At 65.4% G+C, this 19071-nt stretch carries 19 protein-coding genes and 1 pseudogene; 9 read left to right on the top strand and 11 right to left on the bottom strand.

What is annotated here, in order from left to right:
- Positions 1–42: 42 nt before the first annotated feature.
- The gene (locus ACLMAJ_RS32105; RefSeq protein ID WP_412017629.1) at positions 43–348 is read right to left on the bottom strand and encodes a hypothetical protein; all 306 of its coding nucleotides are present in this window, start codon (positions 346–348) and stop codon (positions 43–45) included.
- 433 nt (positions 349–781) lie between these two features.
- Positions 782–1672, bottom strand: a complete 891-nt coding sequence (locus ACLMAJ_RS32100; RefSeq protein WP_412017628.1) for an NAD(P)H-binding protein — start codon at positions 1670–1672, stop codon at positions 782–784.
- A gap of 135 nt (positions 1673–1807) precedes the next feature.
- Here ACLMAJ_RS32100 and ACLMAJ_RS32095 point away from each other — a divergent pair, with 135 nt between their 5' ends.
- Positions 1808–2773 carry an AraC family transcriptional regulator gene (locus ACLMAJ_RS32095; protein WP_412017627.1) on the top strand — a complete coding sequence of 322 codons (966 nt, stop codon included), beginning with the start codon at positions 1808–1810 and terminating at the stop codon, positions 2771–2773.
- Between the two features lie 227 nt (positions 2774–3000).
- On the opposite strand, the gene ACLMAJ_RS32090 is transcribed toward ACLMAJ_RS32095, so the two are convergent.
- The 3 genes from ACLMAJ_RS32090 to ACLMAJ_RS32080 all read right to left on the bottom strand — a co-directional run bounded on the left by ACLMAJ_RS32090 (position 3001) and on the right by ACLMAJ_RS32080 (position 5688).
- Positions 3001–3483, bottom strand: coding sequence for a carboxymuconolactone decarboxylase family protein (locus ACLMAJ_RS32090; protein WP_412017626.1), 483 nt, complete (start codon positions 3481–3483; stop codon positions 3001–3003).
- A 233-nt stretch (positions 3484–3716) separates the two neighbouring features.
- Positions 3717–4718 carry a GlxA family transcriptional regulator gene (locus ACLMAJ_RS32085; RefSeq protein WP_412017625.1) on the bottom strand — a complete coding sequence of 334 codons (1002 nt, stop codon included), beginning with the start codon at positions 4716–4718 and terminating at the stop codon, positions 3717–3719.
- A gap of 112 nt (positions 4719–4830) precedes the next feature.
- Positions 4831–5688: an alpha/beta fold hydrolase gene (locus ACLMAJ_RS32080; protein ID WP_412017624.1), complete on the bottom strand. Its 858-nt coding sequence runs from the start codon at positions 5686–5688 to the stop codon at positions 4831–4833.
- A 45-nt stretch (positions 5689–5733) separates the two neighbouring features.
- Between ACLMAJ_RS32080 and ACLMAJ_RS32075 the strand changes: the two genes are divergently transcribed.
- Positions 5734–5976 (top strand): hypothetical protein, encoded by a 243-nt coding sequence (locus ACLMAJ_RS32075; protein ID WP_412017623.1) that lies wholly within the window; start codon positions 5734–5736, stop codon positions 5974–5976.
- Positions 5977–6113: 137 nt separating this feature from the next.
- Here ACLMAJ_RS32075 and tcuA read toward each other — a convergent pair whose 3' ends face one another.
- A complete protein-coding gene (gene tcuA, locus ACLMAJ_RS32070; protein ID WP_412017622.1) occupies positions 6114–7592 on the bottom strand; it encodes an FAD-dependent tricarballylate dehydrogenase TcuA in 1479 nt (492 codons plus the stop codon).
- Between the two features lie 262 nt (positions 7593–7854).
- Between tcuA and ACLMAJ_RS32065 the strand changes: the two genes are divergently transcribed.
- The 5 genes from ACLMAJ_RS32065 to ACLMAJ_RS32045 all read left to right on the top strand — a co-directional run bounded on the left by ACLMAJ_RS32065 (position 7855) and on the right by ACLMAJ_RS32045 (position 13162).
- Positions 7855–9195, top strand: coding sequence for an MFS transporter (locus tag ACLMAJ_RS32065; RefSeq protein ID WP_412017621.1), 1341 nt, complete (start codon positions 7855–7857; stop codon positions 9193–9195).
- Positions 9192–10523: an MmgE/PrpD family protein gene (locus ACLMAJ_RS32060; protein ID WP_412017620.1), complete on the top strand. Its 1332-nt coding sequence runs from the start codon at positions 9192–9194 to the stop codon at positions 10521–10523. The genes ACLMAJ_RS32065 and ACLMAJ_RS32060 overlap by 4 nt, the downstream gene beginning before the upstream one ends.
- A 4-nt stretch (positions 10524–10527) precedes the next feature.
- Positions 10528–11505: an asparaginase gene (locus ACLMAJ_RS32055; protein ID WP_412017619.1), complete on the top strand. Its 978-nt coding sequence runs from the start codon at positions 10528–10530 to the stop codon at positions 11503–11505.
- Positions 11502–12392 (top strand): polysaccharide deacetylase family protein, encoded by an 891-nt coding sequence (locus tag ACLMAJ_RS32050; RefSeq protein ID WP_412017618.1) that lies wholly within the window; start codon positions 11502–11504, stop codon positions 12390–12392. Before ACLMAJ_RS32055 ends, ACLMAJ_RS32050 begins: the two co-directional genes overlap by 4 nt.
- A gap of 113 nt (positions 12393–12505) precedes the next feature.
- Complete coding sequence (locus ACLMAJ_RS32045) at positions 12506–13162, top strand: GntR family transcriptional regulator (RefSeq protein WP_412017617.1); 657 nt, start codon at positions 12506–12508, stop codon at positions 13160–13162.
- Between the two features lie 649 nt (positions 13163–13811).
- On the opposite strand, the gene ACLMAJ_RS32040 is transcribed toward ACLMAJ_RS32045, so the two are convergent.
- Positions 13812–14558 (bottom strand): TetR/AcrR family transcriptional regulator, encoded by a 747-nt coding sequence (locus ACLMAJ_RS32040; protein ID WP_412017616.1) that lies wholly within the window; start codon positions 14556–14558, stop codon positions 13812–13814.
- 87 nt (positions 14559–14645) lie between these two features.
- Here ACLMAJ_RS32040 and ACLMAJ_RS32035 point away from each other — a divergent pair, with 87 nt between their 5' ends.
- Positions 14646–15509 carry an SDR family oxidoreductase gene (locus ACLMAJ_RS32035; protein WP_412017615.1) on the top strand — a complete coding sequence of 288 codons (864 nt, stop codon included), beginning with the start codon at positions 14646–14648 and terminating at the stop codon, positions 15507–15509.
- Positions 15510–16359: 850 nt separating this feature from the next.
- On the opposite strand, the gene ACLMAJ_RS32030 is transcribed toward ACLMAJ_RS32035, so the two are convergent.
- From ACLMAJ_RS32030 to ACLMAJ_RS32015, 4 genes and pseudogenes are all read right to left on the bottom strand, one after another.
- On the bottom strand, positions 16360–16728 hold the full coding sequence (locus ACLMAJ_RS32030) for a helix-turn-helix domain-containing protein (RefSeq protein ID WP_412017614.1): 369 nt from the start codon (positions 16726–16728) through the stop codon (positions 16360–16362).
- Between the two features lie 552 nt (positions 16729–17280).
- Positions 17281–17589 carry a helix-turn-helix domain-containing protein gene (locus ACLMAJ_RS32025; protein WP_412017613.1) on the bottom strand — a complete coding sequence of 103 codons (309 nt, stop codon included), beginning with the start codon at positions 17587–17589 and terminating at the stop codon, positions 17281–17283.
- Positions 17590–17864: 275 nt separating this feature from the next.
- Positions 17865–17993, bottom strand: a pseudogene (locus ACLMAJ_RS32020) (recombinase family protein); the annotation flags it as partial.
- Between the two features lie 78 nt (positions 17994–18071).
- Complete coding sequence (locus tag ACLMAJ_RS32015) at positions 18072–18686, bottom strand: TetR/AcrR family transcriptional regulator (protein WP_412017612.1); 615 nt, start codon at positions 18684–18686, stop codon at positions 18072–18074.
- A 69-nt stretch (positions 18687–18755) separates the two neighbouring features.
- Here ACLMAJ_RS32015 and ACLMAJ_RS32010 point away from each other — a divergent pair.
- Positions 18756–19071, top strand: a 316-nt coding sequence (locus tag ACLMAJ_RS32010; protein ID WP_412017611.1) for an NAD(P)-binding protein, incomplete at its 3' end; no start/stop codon positions are given.

Here is a 19071-nt window from a genome sequence, read left to right as displayed (position 1 = left end):
ACCCAAGATGTGCTGGGGGCCTTTCGATGTCCAGAGACGGTGTCAGGGGATGACGGGACCGGCCGTGCCTGGGCAGGTGAGGTTCGCGTTGAACGCGCTGCCCACCGCGGCGCACAGCAGTGGGCCGCCGAAGAGGAGTTTCTCGAACGCGGCCGATGCCGCGCCCGAGGAGCCGGTGCCCGAGGATCCGGTAGTGGTCACCCCGCCCGCCGATCCAGTGCTGCTCGATCCGGTCGAGGATTCCAGTCCGGTCGATTCCAGCGGGGTTCCGAGATCCGCGGCTGCGGTCCCGGTAGCTGTGGTCAGCAATGTGGCGCCGACAAGGGCGGCGATAACCGTGGCACGCATCACGAACTGTCGTCTTTCTCGTCAACCAGGGTGATGCCTGGCGACACCTCTCCTCGGGCCGAAGTCTACGGAGTGAAAACGACGTATGTCACAAATTCGTGGAAGAAGTCGCCGAGGCGCTCGGCGTGTGCTCCGCACGTAACCTTCTGGCGCACAGGCATACACAAAAACGACTCAGGAGGGCGCTGGGGCACAGGTGTTGCGCGATGACGGACTGTCACGCCACGAGTTGCTCGACTTGCTTCGGCCGCCCCATTCTCGCCCAGCCTGTCGACTCATCACCAGATCCAGCGAACTGACACCTGTAGGACAAGCAGGTCGCGGGAGTCCCCCGATGACGGGACTACCCTCAGCTTCACCGTTGCCGAATGGTCTGCTCTCACCGCAGGTGTTGGCGAGTTCGCGGCGGTCTGACAGGTAGTGGCACCAAATCTCAGGGTCTCACGCCTCGCAGTGCCGGTTCTGGGTTGCCGCCGCGCGCGGTGGACCGCCAGACCGTGGCATGCTCGCGAGCATATGCTTCCAGGGACCGCGCTGGATGCCCGGTGATGCGTTCGACCGTATCGGTCAGCAGCGCGTTCGCGCCGTCGCGAATCAGCGTGAATAGGCCCAGTTGCCAAGTGATGGAACGGTCGTCCAGGCCGGCGTCGTGCAGCTCCTGCGCGAATTCGTCGGCGGTCAGCGCGGTGTAGCGCAGCTCTCGGCCTGCCGCGTGGCCGAGGATACCCATCGCACTCGCGTGGCTCAGGCGTTCTGGGCCGGTAATGATATGGATCTGACCCGTGTGACCGTCCTGGGTGAGTGCGGCTGCGGCCACTTCGGCAATGTCACGGGTGTCGACGAAGCCCACTGTGGCATCGGCGGCGGGAAGCCGCAGCTGTGCGCCGTCGCGCAGGGTTGCGGTGAAGGCGCCTTCGCCGAAGTTCTGCTGGAACCAGTTGGGCCTCAGGATGGTCCACTGCTTGCCCGATGCACGCACGGACGCTTCCCATGCCTGCATCGGCACCGCGTCGGGCAGCATATCGGCGCCGAGCACCGATAGCAGGACGACCCGCTCGACTTGCGGAGCGGCGGCCAGCAGGGCATCAAGGAGTTCGGCCGCGTCGGGTGCGGCGTACGGGCCGACGACGTACAGTCCGTCGACGCCGGACAGTGCGGCCGCCCAGGTGCCGCGATCTGCCCAGTCGAAGCGGACCGGCTCGACACTTTCCGATGCGGCAGCTGGGTTCCGACTGGCCGCACGCACTTTCACACCCTGCGCCACCAGGGCATCGACGACGGGCTTGCCGGTCTTGCCGGTCGCTCCGAGCACCAGAACAGTCATTTCGTTCTCCTTTGATCCGTGATCGATCTTCTGAGAACAACCTATGCGCGCCATCGCGGACTGTGAATAACTAAGAATCCGGACTTTATGTCTGTACGTCCGGCTATCCGGATAGTCGGTGTAGTGTGACGCGATATGGATGTCCTTTCGGACGCGCTCGCCGCGATGCGCACCGGGCCGACGCGGTCGGCACGCACCGACGTGTGTGCCCCCTGGGGACTGCGCTTCCCCGCCATCACCGGCACCATCTTCCATGTCGTGCTTCAAGGCACCTGCTGGCTGCTGCCGGACAACGCCGCTCCGCTCGCTCTGGGCCCCGGCGACGTGGTCTTCCTTCGGGAGGGCAGCGCGCACTCCCTCGCCGACACTCCGAACGCGACACTGACCGACTTCGTCCCCGAACGCACCGACCCCTCCGCCGCGATCGGCCACGTCCACATCGCCGGGCCTGGAGCGCACGCGATTTTGCTGTGCGGCGCTTACCAACTCGATCGAATCCGGCCGCATCCCTTGATGCGCGAGCTTCCCGCACTGCTGCATCTGCCAGCACGTCCGGTCCAGCGTGCTGATCTCGGCCGGATCGTCGAACTGCTTGCCACCGAGTTCGATCAGGACCGGACCGGCCGGGACGGAATCGTACCCGCGCTGGTCGACGCGCTGCTGCTTTACATCTTGCGCGCCTGGGTGGACGACTGCGCCGCGACCGGTACCGGCGACCCGGTATCGTCGGGATGGGCTCGGGCACTGAGTGATCCGGCAATCAGCCGAGCCCTGCGCGATATGCATGCGCAACCGGCGCACCCATGGACCGTGGCCGAACTGGCGACCAGAGCCGACATGTCCCGAACGGTATTCGCCGAGAGATTCACCGCGCTGGTAGGCGAACCGCCGGTGGCATATCTGACCTGGTGGCGGATGACCAGCGCCGGGCGGTTGCTGCGCGAATCCGATGCCCCGCTCAGCTCCATAGCCCAAAGTGTTGGGTACACCTCCGAGTTCGCCTTCGCCAAAGCGTTCAAGCGCGAATTCGGCCTCCCGCCAGGCCGATATAGGCATGTAGAGGGCCTCGAGGTACTTCAGGCGGAGCAGTCTGCCCGATGAGAGCCAACGACTGGCGACGGTCAGCCAGTCAACGGAGGGGCGGAATCTCGAGATCGTGCCCAACTGGCCGAGCTGCCGGATACACGGAAATGCTTTCTGCGGGAAGAGGATTTCCCGAACGGGTGTGGGCGGTGCCGATCCGGAACCGGTTGCCCTCGGCATGCTTTGTCGACGGCCGCGGGGGCGGTGGCATGCGTGCACCCCGCCCTCGGACCTGGTCAATCTTGTCAGGCGGAAGTCTGCGACCACTGTTCGGCGGGTGACTTGCCGGGCTGCGGTCTGCCGATCAGCGCGAGGGGCATGTAGAAGGTGACCTGGCCGATCGCCAGCGCCAAAGTGGTCAGCGCTTTGTCGTCATAGTGCTCGGCCGCCTGGGCGTAGAGCTCGTCGGAGACCCGCTCGCCGTGCGTCGACGGCTGGAGCACGCCCTCCACCAGCCCGAGCGCGGCGCGCTCGGGCTCGGTGAAGTAGGGCGCGTCCCGCCAGGACGCCACCGCGGTGATCCGCTCCTCCGTCTCGCCGGCTCGACGTAGGGTGCCGGTGTGTAGCACGGTCAGGTAGGTGTTGCCGACGATCTGACCGGCACGCAGCTGCATCAGGGCGATCGTGGCCCTCGGCACCGAGCCGTTGCTGGTGACCTTGAACAACGCCCCGGTCAGTTCCCGCAACTCTGGAACCTGCTCAACCGGGTTGGGCAGTCGTGAACCCATTTCTCCTCCATAACTATCTGTTGTTTTCGGATGTCCGCCGGCGGATCGCGGCGTGACGAGTGACCGCGCTGCGATAAGCGCGGTATTGAATGACCGCGAACGGTCAGGCGGCGGTATTCGGACTCCAGTAGTCCGGGGCTACGTAGGTGGGCTGCCACCAGGTGTCGTGGTCCAAGCCGCCTGCCCGGGTGTCTATCGGTCCGGTGCATGGCGGCGACGCCGTGGCCGCAGCCTCACATGAGGTTGATCGGGGGATGCGTGGCAGCGGTGGTGGTATAGCGCTGCCGGTAGCGGTCGGGGGTGGTGGACAGTCGCCGCGCGATGACCCTGTGCAGCGTCTTGCCGTGCTTGTAGCCGACTATGCGGGCGATCGCATCGACAGTGAGGTCGGTGCTCTCCAACAGACCGCGGGCCGCCTCCACCCGCAGGGTCTCGATGAACTGCGCGGGAGTGGCGCCCGTTTCGGCGCGGAACGTTCGCGCGAAGGTGCGCTCGCTCATGCCGGCCCGACTGGCCAGCGCTGCGATCGTCAGGTCCTCGGCCAGGTGCTCGGGCAACCATTGCTGCACCGCCCGGATCGACGGTGTCCGAGCGGGCTGGCTGCGCAGCTGCGCGCTGTGTTGCTCCTGCCCACCCGCCCGCCGTACGAAAATCACCAGTTGGCGGGCTATGAACTGCGCGATCTCGGTGCCCAGATCGGCCTCGACCAGCGCCAGCGCCATGTCGATGCCCGCACTGACCCCGGCGGAGGTCCACCGATTGCGGTCGTGGACGAAAATCCGGTCCGACTCCACCGTTACCAGCGGAAATGCGCGGGCCAGATGATCGCAGGCACCCCAATGCGTGGTGGCTCGGTACCCGTTCAGCAGCCCCGCCGCGGCCAGCACCAACGCGCCCGCGCACACCGAGGTGATCCGCTGGGACCGTCGCGCGAGCGCAGGCAGCTGCCGCGCGACCTCTGACGACGTCTTCGGCACGAACGCCCCCATACCCCCGACTACCAACAGCGTGTCGATCGCGTCGGTGGTGGCGGCCAGCTGCTCCAGCGCTTGGTCGACAGCGAAACTGGCCCCACCCGGGAGTTCGATACTCCGGCCGCCCGGCGACACCGTGATCAGCCGGTACGCCGGAGTGCCCACTGCATAGTTGGCCGCGGCCAACACGTCCAGCGGACCTGCCAGGTCGAGCAGCTGGAAACCGTCGTAAACGACCAGCACGACAGTTCGGGTAAGCACGTCGACATTATGGTCGCTGCCTGCCCCATGCTGGGGCCGCAGCACATGGCGGGGGCCTGTCGGACCGGCACCGCGATCGCAGGCCGGCCACAAGGTGGAGGTGGACATCCGGTCAGCCGACCCGATCTTGGTGCACCGTGGTCACGAGGAAGCGGAGAATCAGTTCCACTGTGGCATCGGGATTTTCTGAATGCAGGTAGTGGCCGCCCGCCATGGTGGCGAGCTGTCCGAGACCTGGCGGCATCGCGGAGATGACTGCCTCGCCCTGAGCCGTCGGATCGACGAAATCCGGGTCCAATGTGCCCATAACCACCAGCGCTGGGCAGGCGACATTGGGCAAATGCGCCTGGGCGTCAGCCGGCGTCGACTTGTTTGTCTTCATGAATTCCGCCATCCGCCCCGGTTCCCGCAATATGGCCGCCAACTCCGCCGTATACGCGGCATAGTCGGCCGGCTTAGTCGGGTAGGCCAAGTCGAGGTAGCGAAGCCACCATCGCAGGCTTCCTGCAGCCGTCATACCGAGCCGCAGCGCTGCCTGCCGATATCGGCGCACCGTGAACAAACTCGGCACGCTGAACTCTTGGACCAGCGTGAACGGGTTGATCTCCACCACGCCCGCGACCAGATCGGGCGCAGTCGCCGCGGCGATCGTCGCCCCGCCACCGGAGATCGAATGTCCGACGATCACCGCCGGACCGCCGAAGTGCTGGATCACCCCGACCATATCCCTGGCAATATCGGTCCGACTGATGGCCGCCCGGCCGGTCTCCGACACCCAGTCCATGGACGACTGGCCATGCCCCCGGATATCCATATTGACCACCCGGTAGCCTGCCGCCGCCACCCGCGGCGCCACGGCCCGGTACGCCTGGCGGTGGTCGCCCATGCCGTGCGCCAACAGCACGAGCGGCCCCTCGCCAAGCGCGTCGTACGCGATCCGGCCACCGGACAACTCCACAAATTCGGTCACTGCTCTGCCTCTCTTGGATTCCCTGCAGGTCAGGGACTCACTGTGATGACCGAAATTGAACGGCAGAACGCGGCGGAGATCGAGGACGGCGGCAGACCCGATCACCGAGTCGGCAGGAATCGTCACCCGATCAGGGTGAGTCACCGTCGGGGCTCGCGGTATCCGCTGGTGGCCGGCCAGATGACCATCACGGGTAGCGGAGTCGACCACGACGTCCGACTCGGTTTCGATGCCGACGAACAGGCGAGCTTTTATGAACGGGCCGACCGCGCAGGTTCGCGACACTGACGGGTCGGGAGAATGCGTCCCCTCATGTACGCATTCTCCCTGATGAACCGTCACACCCGATTCCCGGGGCTGCGGTCGGCTACCGGTTGGGGCGTGCTCGACAGTGACGCTTCGACTTCGTCGGACTCGTGCGGATGTTATCGAGCAGCCAAGGCGGCTTGTTGCCCCGCGATCCGCCCGAAGACCGATCCGTTAGTGAGCCCCGATCCGCCCGGGTAGTTGAAATAGAAGATTCCGCCGACGATCTCGCCGGCGGCGAACAAGCCCGGAATCGGAACCTGGTTGCTATCGATGACCTGCGCGTCGTTGTTTATGCGCAGGCCGCCGAAGGTGAAGGTGATGCCGCATGTCACCTGGTACGCCTCGAACGGGCCATCGTCGAGTGTGTTGGCCCAGTTCGTCTTGCGCACGGCGAGGCCGGTCGTGCCGCGGCCGTCCTTGACGTTGGGGTCGAACGGCGTGTTCGTGTCGACTGCCGCGTTATAGGCGCGGATCTCGTCGAGGAAACCTTGCGGGTCTACGCCTTCGAGCTTTGTCGCGAGCGCCTCCAGCGTCGATGCGGTCACCTTGGTGACCTGGCGGATCCGGTACTCGTCGCGCAGCAGGTGCGTTACCTTCTGGTCGAAGATCTGCCACGCCATCTGTCCTGGCTGCTCGAGAATCCGCCTGCCGTACTTGGCATAGGTGTAGTTCCGGAAGTCGGCGCCTTCGTCCAGGAACCGGCGACCGTCGGCGTTGATCATGATGCCGAAGGGGTAGCTGTGCTTCTGGAAGTTGTCGCCGATGGCCAGATCGCCGAATTCCGGAGCATTGCGCTCCCAGCCCACGGCGTGGCAGCCCGACCAGTTGCCGGTCGGGCTCGCCCCGATCTCCATCGCCATCCGGTGCCCGTCGCCGGTGTTGTACATCGTGCCGCGAACCTTCGCCAGATCCCACGACTGCCCGAGGTATCGGGTTCGCCATTCGGCGTTGGCCTGGAATCCGCCCGATGCGAGGATGACGGCGTCAGCTCGTTGCTCGCGAGTCTGTCCGTTGTGCTTGACCACGACACCTGTAACGCCCGTGTCGTCGGTCAGCAGGGTGGTTACGTGGGAGTCGTACTCGATCTCGACGCCTTCGCGTTCCGCGCTCTTGACCAGGTAATCGACGAGGCCGGGGCCACCACCATTGACCTCGACGGTCAGCCCGCCCCAGAACTTGAACCGCCCTTCGACTTTGAACGCTTGGCGTCCGTATATCGGTATGAACCGCACGCCTTTCTCCCGCATCCAGAGCAGCGTCGGGTAGCTGTTCTCCACCAGGACGCTCGATAGCTCGGGGTCGGTCCGGTATTCGGTCACCCGCGCCAGATCATCGAGGAAGTCTTCAGTGGAATACGACCCGAAGTCAGTGGTGGCGACCTCCTCGTCGGTCAGGTCGGGTATCAGCCGACGAAGGTCGTCCACACCGTTGTATGCCACCCGCATCGCCCCGGCCGTGAAGGCGGTGTTGCCGCCACGCAGTGTCCGGCCAGCGCGCTCGAGGACCAGAACCTCGGCTCCCTGCTCACGAGCCGACAGCGCTGCGCAGAGCGCGGCGTTCCCGGCCCCGACCACGATCACACGTTTCGCGTTCATCCTTTTCGCAATCCTTTCCACATCGGTATCTCCGGCGAATCGCGCCGGGGTGTTCGTTCGGGAGCGATCGCTTTAATGTATACCAATGTATTCTCGTGTATACAAACGTTGACAATATGTATACATCTGAATACTCTACGTCCTGTGAGGTCCGACACCCAGTTCTGAGATCGGTCGGCAAAGGCTGGTTTTACGTGGTCAGGGGCGAACGCGGAACGGTGCGAGCCGTCCAGTTACAGTCGCATTCGAAGGAGAGCACCGCATGATCAACGAAGACCCGGCTCCGGGCGCAGACATGTTGCCAGGGACGGCAGCGGCACCCCCGACCATGCGCGAAGCGTCCAAGGTGGCGCGGGCGGCGTTTGTCGGCACCACCATCGAATGGTTCGACTTCTACCTCTACGCCAGCGCCGCCACCCTCGTTTTTCCGGAGAAGTTCTTCCCTGGCCTCGGGCCATCGGGCGGCGCACTCGCTTCGTTCGCCACACTTGCCGTTGCCTTCGCGGCGCGGCCGGTCGGCGGCGTGATCTTCGCGCACTTCGGTGACCGGGTCGGCCGCAAGGCGACGCTGGTTGCGTCGCTGTTGCTGATGGGTGTGAGTACGTGTCTGGTTGGGCTGATTCCTACCTACGAGACGATCGGCGCGCTGGCGCCGATCACGCTGGTGCTGCTGCGGTTCATTCAGGGAGCTGCGGTCGGCGGCGAATGGGGCGGTGCGGTATTGATGGCGACCGAGTTCGCGCCACCGACCAAGCGGGCGCGGCTTTCCAGCTGGCCGCAGCAGGGCGTGACCGCGGGCCTCATCCTGTCCACGGCTGCCTTGCTTGTCATCACCACGACAATTCCGAGTGCGGCCTATCTCGACTGGGGCTGGCGGATCCCGTTCATCGGAAGCGTCGTCCTCATCGCGGTGGGGCTGGTCATGCGCTTGAAGGTCCGCGAGTCGCCGGTGTTCGCGGCCGCCCGACAAGCCGCGCAGGACGAATCGCACACTCAGCTGCCCATCCTCGAGGTATTCCGTAACCACACCCGCAAGACGGTCCTGGCCTCGATCACCTATGTCGCCGTGAGCACGACGTTCTACGTAGCGTTCGTCTACTTGCTCTCGCACGCGACCAGCGACCTCGAGATCAGCAAGCCCGCGGCGCTGACGGCGATCCTGGTTGCGGCGTGCTTCTACTGTGTCGGGATCATGCTGTCGGCGTGGATCGCGGATACGTGGGGACGTCGCCCCGCGTTGCTCATCGGTCTGCTCGGGACGCTGGTGACGAGTCTGCCCATGCTCATGCTGGTCCAGACGGGTGAGCCGGTCTGGTTCGCGGTAGGCCTGTCGATATTCGCTGTTCTTGTGGGTGTCGCTTACGCACCGACCGGCGTCTACTTCGCCGAGCTCTTCCCTACGGCCATCCGGTACTCCGGCATGACCGCGACGAATCAGGTGGGCTCGCTACTCGGCGCCGCCATCGCCCCCTTCGTCGCCGCCGCGCTCTATCAGGCGTTCGGCATGGTCGCCGTGGGTATCTACTTGATCATGGTCACCGCCGTGAGTGCTGTGGCTGTGGTGCTTCTCGGGGAAACTCGGGGTACGGAGATCGAGCGATGACCGTCGCGGGTGCGCTTGCCCGCGCATGTGCCACGGTGAGCGCACTCGATCTCGACCAGGTTCCGCCCGAATCGATCGAGAAAGCCCTGCGGATCATCGCCGACTGCATCGCGGTGTCCGTGGCCGGCTACCGGACCGAACCGATGGCAGCGCTGGTCGAAGCTGATACGAAATCCGGTCTCGTCAGCGGGCGCGCGGAGCGGAATCGGTCCCATCGATCGACGGTATGGGGCGGTGGGCAAGCACCGGCCCACCACGCGGCGTTCCTCAACGCGACAGCGGGAAGCTTCCTGGAGCTCGACGAAGGCATGCGACCGACCGGTCATCCCGGCATGCAGGTCGTCCCCGCGGCGATCGCAGTCGCGCAGGACGTGCACGCGTCCGGTGCGGATCTGTTGCGCGCGGTGATCCTCGGCTATGAACTCTGTGCTCGATTGTTCCGTGCTATCCGTCTACAGCCGCTCGCGCACCCGCACGGCCACGCGGGTGCACTCGGTGCGGCGCTGGCGGTCTCGGTGTTGCGCGGTACGGATGCCGAAGCGGCCACGGCGATCGCGTCGACGCTGCCGCTGGCTTCCACCTGGCAGGCTTGTTACGACGGTGCGACCGCGCGCAATGCGTACATGGGGCATGCTGCCGCGGTGGGTGTGCGGGCCAGTGATCTGGCGGGCGCGGGCTTCACCGGTTCCTTCGCGTCTTTCGGGGTTTCGCTCGGTGAACTGCTCGGCGACGGTCTCGATGAAGCGCCGCTGGTCGACCGGGTGCGGTACGAGGCATTGGCGATCGATGCGGGTTACTTCAAGGTGCACAGTGCTTGTGCGTTGACACATACCGCCATCGATGCCGCGCTCGACATCGTCGAGTCGGGGCCACTCGCCCCGGATTCGATCACGAGGGTGTGGGTCGAAACCGTTGCGGCGGTACGCAAGGTCGATATTCGCGCGGCGCCGAACGACCTGTCCTGCCGATTCTCCGTTTCATACGCGGTCGCGACGGCGCTGTGCACCGGGACGAGCGGCCCCGCTGCATTCGTTTATCGTTCGGATATCGCCGCGGTTGCCCAGCGGGTCGAGGTGCGGGTGGATCCACAACTCGAACAACGCTGGCCCGCATCGTCACCGGCCCGGGTGCGCGTCGAAGTAGGCGATCAAGTCCTCGAGTCCCTGGTCGAGAATCCTATCGGCCACCCTCCTCGCGCCCTGTCTCGGGAAGAGCACTTCGCGAAGTTCGCCGGTGCGATCTCGGATCCGGACCGTGCCCGCGACGCGTGGGCGCGGATCATGGATCTACGGCGGCTGCCCGACGTCGACTCGCTGTTGGCATGGTGATCACATGACTGAGCAGATGTTGAGCGTCCTGGGTATGGGCGGCACGATCTCGACGGTCCCCGGCCCCGCCGGTGCTGTCCCGCGGATCACCGCGAACGAGCTGGCAAGCTCGCTTGGCGTGGATCGAATTCGCTCGAAGGACGTCTTCACCCGATCATCGCGCGAGATCGGACCCGAGCAGGCATGGACTCTGGCCGCCGCGATCGAGGACGAAATCCATTGTGGCGCTACCGGTGTAGTCGTGACCCACGGGACAGACACGATCGAGGAGACCGCTTACGCGCTCGCTCTGCTTGTCGCGGCTCGCATTCCCATCGTCCTCACCGGAGCCATGCGCCCGCCGCATATGCCCGGCGCTGACGGACCCGCGAACCTGCGTGCCGCGGCCAGCACGGCGTCGTGTGCGGAGCTGGCCGGGTACGGCCCGGTCGTGGTGATGCACGACGAGATCCATCTCGCATCGCTGGTCAGCAAAACCCACGGGGTCGGTGTCGCCGCGTTCACCTCGCCTGCGGCAGGGCCGGTCGGGCGAATCGTCGAGAACGAGCCGCTGCTTCTCCTCGGGCCACCGGCCCAGGTGGCCCTGCTGTCTCGGCGAGCTGCGCCGACCAAGCGCGTCGAGGTCGTGAGTGTGTGTGGCGGAGACGACGGTCTCGCCGTCGAGAGCGCGGCCGAGCGATCCGACGCGATCGTGCTCGCGGCCACCGGCGCCGGCCACGTGCCCACAGCCGTTGCGGCCGCCGCCGAGAGTGCGATCGCTGATGGCGTCCCTGTGGTATTCACGAGCAGATGTGCCGACGGGCTGACCCTTGCCGAGACCTATGGCGGCTCCGGTTCGGAGACGGCGCTGCTGCGAGCAGGCCTGGTCCGCAGCCGGTTCCTGAGTCCAGCCAAAGCACGACTTCGTCTGCTCTTCGGGCTGTCCGCCGGACTGGAGCCCGACGAACTCTTCCCCTCAGCCGAGAAAGGAACCGTCGGATGACTTCGAGAGATTTCATCGGCTACGGAGCCGACCCGCCGGACGTCACGTGGCCGAACGGGACTCGTGTCGCGGTCAACGTGGTGCTGAACTACGAGGAGGGCAGCGAGCGAAACGTCCTCGACGGCGATAAAGCCCGAGAGACGCTGCTCGAAGCGCACTACTCGGTGCCCGATGGCGACCGCGAACTGTTCGCGGAGTCGACCTTCGAATACGGCAGCAGAGTGGGTGTGTGGCGGGTGATCGACGCGCTCGACGAGGCGGAGGTGACGCCTACGATCTTCGCCACCGCGCTTGCCTTGGAACGCAATCCGGCAGCGACCGAAGCCTTCGTGGCGCGCGGCTGCGATATCGTCGGTCACGGTTATCGCTGGATCCCGCACGCGCACTTGTCCGTCGAGGAACAGCGGCGTGATATCGAGCTCGGTGTGCGGACCATCGGCCGACTTACGGGACGACCGGTCAACGGGTGGTTCACCCGACCACCGAACACCGTTCATACCCGATCCCTGCTCGCTGCCGCTGGAGTGACCTACGACGCGGGCTCGGTCAGTGACGACCTGCCCTACTACGAGGACGTCGACGGGAAGCCATTCCTCATCGTCCCGTACTCCCTGGACGTGAACGACACCAAGTTCTACAAAGGGCAGTTCTTCACCGGACGCGATTTCGCCGAATACGCGATCGACGGTCTGGACACGGCACTTGCCGGGCGTCGACCGACGGTCTACTCCATCGGACTGCACTCCCGGATCATCGGGCGCCCCGCCAGGCTTGCCGGTTTGCGCCGAGTGCTCGATTACCTCGCTTCGCGCGACGACATCTGGATCGCCGGACGAGATGAGATCGCGTCCTTCTGGCGCGACACCTTCCCGCCGACCGAGGGCTGACCACCGGGTTGCTCGGCACATCCCAACGGGGCCTTGTTGTTTGGCGAAGAAAGGCAAGCCGCTCGGTGCAACGGTCGCGACAGCTAGCGTACCCTCGACCCTAGGAGGTCTGATTGAGTACAACCGTATACGAGCGGCTTCGAGGCGCCATCCTCGACGGCACGTTGTCGCCCGGGCAGATCATCTCCGAGAATCAACTCGCGAGCGAGTTCGGCGGCTCGCGTACTCCGGTACGCGAGGCGCTGCACCGCCTCGAAGTCGAGATGCTCGTTGAACGTGTCGGCCGGACGGTACGGGTGCGTGCCACGAGCCCGGAAGAGATTCTCGATATCTACGAGGTGCGCATCACCCTCGAAGGCGCGGCCGCGCGCGGTGCTGCCTTACGCGCGACCGAGCTGGATCGCGCGCGTTTGCGCGCGGCGAGTGCGTCCGTACGCGCGGCCGGAGACGATCCGAGAGAGCGAGCGGCGGCGAACCGGGTATTCCACGAGACACTCTGGCAGGCCAGCCACAGCCCCACTCTGGTCGACCTGTTGGGACGGCTGAACGTCCATCTCATCCGCTATCCGACCACCACACTCGAGGACGATGAACGTTGGCGCACGGTGCTCGTCGAGCACGACGCCATGGTCGAGGCCATCGAGAACCACGACGCCGCGCGTGCGCGGTCGCTCGCCGAATCCCACATGACCGGCGCCCGTGAAGTCCGGCTGAAGATGATGACCCAGCGGGTAGGCGCGACAGGTGCGAATGGGGCCGACAACACCTGATCGAGCTGCCTCGAGCCGTACGACCAGGCGCGTCCACCGCCAAGTGCTGCTGGTGTGGTGGGAACCGATCGAGAACCCTGTGGTCGGGTGTAGTGCGCGAACCTCGGGGGGACGGTTCGCGCACCGCGACGTTTGGGGTGGCTGACGCATCAGCATACGAACCGCGACGTGCTGGTCGATGGCCCGGCGATCGTCATCCGGGCCGTGAGACAACGATCAAGTGGGGCAAGTGCCGCGCCAGAGTGATCCGTTGCGGGATATGTGCGCGGGGGTTCAACTCGGGAGGGGGGTATCAACTAGTACGCCAACCTCTTGCAGCACCGAAAACTGCTGGTCATCGGCAAATAGCGGTGGCGTGACGGTTCTGGTCCAGTTGCCGCAGGTGCGTGCCCTTGGCAGGACACGCAAAACATGGGCAACTGAAAACGCTTGGTCATGGGGGTCAGGGGTTCGAGTTCCCTTAGCTCCACTGAATAGGGAAGCCACAGGTCATCGACCTGCGGCTTTCCTATTGTGTGGCATTGCGCGAACACATTGCCGCCGAACGGCGATAGCCCCAACATCCGCGACCACTTCTTCGCCGAGGCCGGATGGTGGCCTGGTGATCACCGGACCAGGTTCGGGAGCCGCGGGTGGCTATGTGGCGTGGTCAGTGGTCAGCCGCGAGACGGTCCAGCCACTCTCGAAGGAGGTGTTGCTCGGCGGTGGTGAGTGTCGTTTCGTCGGGGAGGGTGGCGCGGAGGGCGCGGGCGGCACCGGCCGGGCCGGTGTCCTGGACGGCCGGTTGTTCGTTGGTGACGGCGGTGACCATGGCCTCTCGGAGGGTGGTGAGCAGGGCCGGGTCGCGGTCGGCTTCCGGGAGGGACAGCCAGGTCAGGACTGCGCCCCGGCCGGTGGCGTGAATGATCCCGGCCGCGAGTTGCTCGTCGACACGTAGCCAGCCGCCTGCGGCGAGGCGGCGGACCCGTCCCCGCAGGATCTTCAGTCCGGCCTGGAACGCGGCTGACTTGGTGCCGGCGGGTTCGCTGTACATGAGGGTGTAGAGCGCGGGGTTGGACAGGCCGAACTCGACCGCGAGGTCCCACCCGGCCCGGAGGTCTTCGATGAGGTCGGCCGGGTCTGGGTCGACGTGTTTGCCGGCGACGAATTTCGCGAAACCGTACTCCGCCACCGCTTCCAGCAGCCCGTCCTTGTCACCGAACAGCCGGTAGATCGCCGGTGGTTGCAACCCTGCTGCGTCGGCGACTGCGCGAGTGGTCACCGCGTCCCGACCCGCACGCTCGAGCAGGTCGGCGGCGGCTTCGATGACGCGCTGCCGGTGCTGTTCACGAGCCGACGCCGTGCCGTCGGGTTCGACGGTGGTCGTGCCGTTCCTGCGTGGCGTGGGCCATGTCATGAATCAACGATAACGCTTGACTGTTTCCAATGAAAGTATCATTGTTAACGTATTGATGTTTCCAATGGAATCAAAATGGAGAACAGCATGATCATCGTGACCGGAGCCACCGGGCTGCTGGGCCGTCGGATTGTCGAGAGCCTGCTGATGCGAGAGCCCGCCGACCGAGTGGGTGTGAGCGTCCGCGACCCGCGAAAGGCGCAGGACCTGGCCGATCGCGGAGTACGGGTGCGACAGGGCAGCTTCACCGACCCGGACAGCCTGTCCCACGCTTTCGAAGGTGCAAGCCAGGTGCTCATCGTGTCGGTCGACAAGCTCGGTGCGGAAGCCATCCGACAGCACCGGGCGGCCATCGACGGTGCCGTCGCGGCCGGCGCACGCCGCATCCTCTACACCAGCCATATGGGCGCCGGCCCGACCTCGCAGTTCGAGCCCTGCCGCGACCACGCCGCCGACGAGGAGGTGCTGCAGGCCTGCGGCGTGCCGTACACCTCGCTCCGCAACGGGTTCTACGCCGCCAGTGCACTGCGGTTCTTCGGACAGGCCGCCGAGACCGGACAGCTCGTGTTGCCCGCGGATGGGGCGGTGAGCTGGACCGCGCACGCCGACCTCGCCGACGCCGCCGCGGCGGTCCTTGCCGAGGAAGGCCGATTCGACGGTCCCACACCGCCATTGACCGCTGCGCAGGCCATCGACTTCGACGAGATTACCGCCCTCGCGGCCGAGCTCACGGGCCGAACCATCAAGCGCGTCACCGTATCCGACGAGGAATTCCGGCAACAGATGGCGAGCTACGGCGTCCCGGCCGAGCAGGCGGACCTGATGGTGGATATCTTCGCCGCCAGCCGAGCCGGTGAATTCGCCACGGTCGACCCGACATTGGCGAAGTTGATCGGCCGCGAGCCGATCAGCTTCGATACGGTTCTGCGCGAGGCGCTGTCGGCGAGCTGATTGCTCTGCGCTACTGAGGGCCTGCGTCCTTCGAGCGGAGCCGCTGTCCGCCCCACCGTCAGCACGGAACTCCGGGACGAATATCCGCTAGCCGCATACCGAGCGAACGACCCGAGCTGACGCTGGGGATGTTGCGCGGTGGTCTCCGATGCGCCAACGGAGCGCTCGTTGCCGACAACTTGGCGAGATCAGCAGGTTAAGCCGTGGGTTTCACATGGCGAGTGCCTACCGGCACGATCCGAATCACCGGCCCTTCGACCGTCAGAGGGTTCGCGTTGTGGAGCATTTGGCCGACCATTTGGGTCGATAGTGGCATTGATCAGGGACTTTGTATCGAGCCCCTCACGGGAGTGGGGCCCGCTCTTCTGTGGGTTTTCCTTGTTCAGTGGCCCGTTTTCGTGTTCTATTCCCGCAGGGTGTTTTGCTTTCGCCTGGTGTTGATCGGTTCAGGAGTCGTTGGTGTTCGGCTGGCTGACTAAGTGTGTGGGTCTGCTTGCGATTCTGTGGACACCAGGACCGGGCTCGTCCGTGGGTGTCGCGGGTACGGACGCCGCGTTCGCGCAGCCGTTTTAGCACAGTGACCGGATCAACGGCGAGGTTTCGGGCGACTCGGACGAGGGACCATCCTCGGTGGTAAAGGTCGATTGCTTCGTCAACTTGTCCGGGGGACAGGCCACGCCGCCGCATCGGAATGTTGTGCCGATGGAGGATCGCGCCGACGGTTCGGTGGTCGATACCGAATCTGTCTCCCAGCTCGTATGTCATCGCGCCCGCAATATGGTTCACATATCGCTGAGTCTGGCTGCGTCGCAGCCAGACTCACCTGTACAGCCCGGCGGCCGGGGATCGCTCAGCCCGCAGAGGGGTTTCCGGGCGGCCGGTCGTCAAGGGCGCACTGCAAGTCGGTGTTGATGCGTTCGGCCTCGACGAGCTGATCCTCGAGGATCACGATCCGACACGCCGCATCCAAGGCGTCACCCGCATCGACGAGCTCGCGCACGCGCCCGGCGATACGTAGCTGGTAGCGGGAGTAGCGGCGGTGCCCACCTGCCGATCGCTGCGGGGTCAACAGTTCGGCCGCGTCCAGGGCGCGCAGGAACGCTTGGGTGACGCCGAGGATCTCGGCGGCGCGTCCCATGCTGTAGGCGGGGTAGGTGTCGTCATCGAGCTTGTCGGCGGCGCTGGTTTTGTCGGTGGGGTCGGGGTTCGGTTGCTGCACAGCGCCTCTCGGGGTTTCAACGCCAACAGGCCCCGGCGCATGTGCGCCGGGGCCTTGGGTCTGTGAAAAGGGTGGTGATATCAATTCTGCTCATCGACCGCGTGGGCCGATGTCCTACACCGCTCCCGACACTTCCCGGGAAGCGGAACCGATAAATGACTTCTCAGTGAGCACCACCTCCTGGATCGTCGGGTTCTAACCTGCCTACTTTTGGGTCTTGCTCTTCTTCCGTGCTTCTTCGCCCCTCCCGGCGGTCCGGCCGACTACACCGGATTAGCGCCTCCGCCGGAAGGGACGGCGGAACTTCATTGATCCGGGCAGCTCACCTGCCCGGCCACTGGACTTATCAATTCGAACGACAGTGACTGTATATCAGCCGTCGTGGAATGTCTACACCCGACACAACAGATTTTCGACTACCGGTACATGTGCTTATTTGCGCTGGTAGACGGGGTTGCGGTAGTGCCTCGAGGGTCACGATCTGGGCGGGGATGCGGGTTTTGCTGCCGTAGAACATCACTGGCGGCGGCAGTCCCGGGCTGGGATCGGCGTTCATGGTTGGTGTTCCTTTTCGGAGTCGCTGAGGTAGCGATAGAGCGTGGAGCGGCTGACACCGAATGCCGCTGCGACAGGGTCGGGTTTCTGCTCGGCGGCGATAGCGGCACGGGCAGCGGCGAGCTGGTCGGCGGTGAGCTTGCGCGGGCGGCCTGCCCGCACACCACGCACGGCGGCGACCTCACGAGCATGGGCGGCGCGCTCGAGCATGAACAGCCGTTCCATGTGCGCGAACAGTGCGAGCAGGGCAACGGCGATTTCGGCCATCGGCGAGGCGTCGCCGGTATCGATCGGGATCGGGTCCAACGACCGCCGACGCGGGGCGTGGTGTGCGGGCTGGCCGGCCGCGGCGAGGTGTTGTCACGCTCGAGGTGGCGGTAAATGGTTTTGCGGGAGACGCCGAAGGTTTGGCCTATCTGGGCGACGGTGTATTTGCGTTTGCCCCGGTCGTCGAGTTCGTCGTACATCTCGCGGGCCTTGAGCGCCTGCAATGGGCTGAGGGCGGCTGGCCGGCCGCCGACTCGTCCTCGGGCGCGGGCGGATTCGAGTCCTTCGAGGGTGCCCGCGTTGATGAGGTCGGCGGTCATTTCGTCCATGGCGGCGATGACATCGAACAGGAATCGTCCGGCAGGGGTGGTGGTGTCGATGCCTTGTTTGAGTACGATGAGGTCGATACCTCGCTCGTGGAGAGCGGCAGCGAGTTCGGTCATGTGCCGCACTGACCGGAACGGCCGCGACAGCCGCGTGATCACCAGTTCGTCACCGATGAGCGTGCGTTCGTGCCGCGGCTACGCGGGGCGTGGTTGCTGGTCGGGTCGCGGCGGCACGGTTGATTCGATGAGTCTGGTCATCGCGATGCGGACGTCGTCCAGGGGTTGGATCGATCGGGCGCCGCGGCTTTGAGCTATCGCGCCCTCGACCGCGCTGACAAGCATGCTCGCGACAGGTTTGGCGACTGCGGGGTCCGCGTCGGCGGAGGTCAGGGCGTCGGCGATTTTGTCGATCCAGGTCGCGAAGGTCGCGGCGGAGGCGGCTTGCACGGCTGGTTCGTTCGGGCCGGCCTGTGCGGCGGCCATGATGGGGCAGCCCATTGCGTAATCGCTGCCGGTGAGGACCTGTTGCCAGTAGTCGATCATCGCCTCGATCCCGGCGGCCGGAGGGTGTGTGGCCAGCAGTTCATCCAGCAGCGTATTGATGGTACGCCCGGCCGCGTAGGTGGCCTGCTCCATCAATTCACTCTTGCCGCCGGGAAAGTGCTGGTAGATGGATTGGCGCGCGGTGTGGCTGTGTGCGAGGAGGTCGCTCAGTCCCGTCGCGTGCACGCCCCGTTCGCACATCAGGGTGATCGCGCTGAGCAGTAGTCGCTCGCGGGGTCCCTTGCTCTTCGCCTGGGTCTCCTTCACACGACCCATCATAGACTGACCGGTCTATGTTCATGTAACCTCTCGTACCACATAGACCGACTGGTCTATGTGGGCTCGGATCGAGGCAAGGGGTTCATCGAGATGCAGGACTGGGACGCGATCGTCGTCGGCAGCGGCATGGGCGGCATGACCGCGGCCGCCTATCTGGCAGGGGCTGGGCGCCGCACACTCGTGCTGGAACAGGGTGATGTGCTTGGTGGGTGCACGCATGTGTTCCGCCGCGAGGGCTATGAGTTCGAAGTGGGTGCTACTCGGTGGCGTCGTCAGGTGTGGATGCCATCGTCTGTAGGGCTCCTTCGTACCGAGTTCGGGCCAATAACCCGGACCGGACCGCGCTTCGTGCTCGTCACGCACCGGCGTCTCT

This window comes from Nocardia arseniciresistens (genome assembly GCF_046764875.1).
Lineage (GTDB): Bacteria > Actinomycetota > Actinomycetes > Mycobacteriales > Mycobacteriaceae > Nocardia > Nocardia arseniciresistens.
Note: the sequence above shows the minus strand (reverse complement) of the source record. Positions and strands in the feature narration are given on the sequence as shown.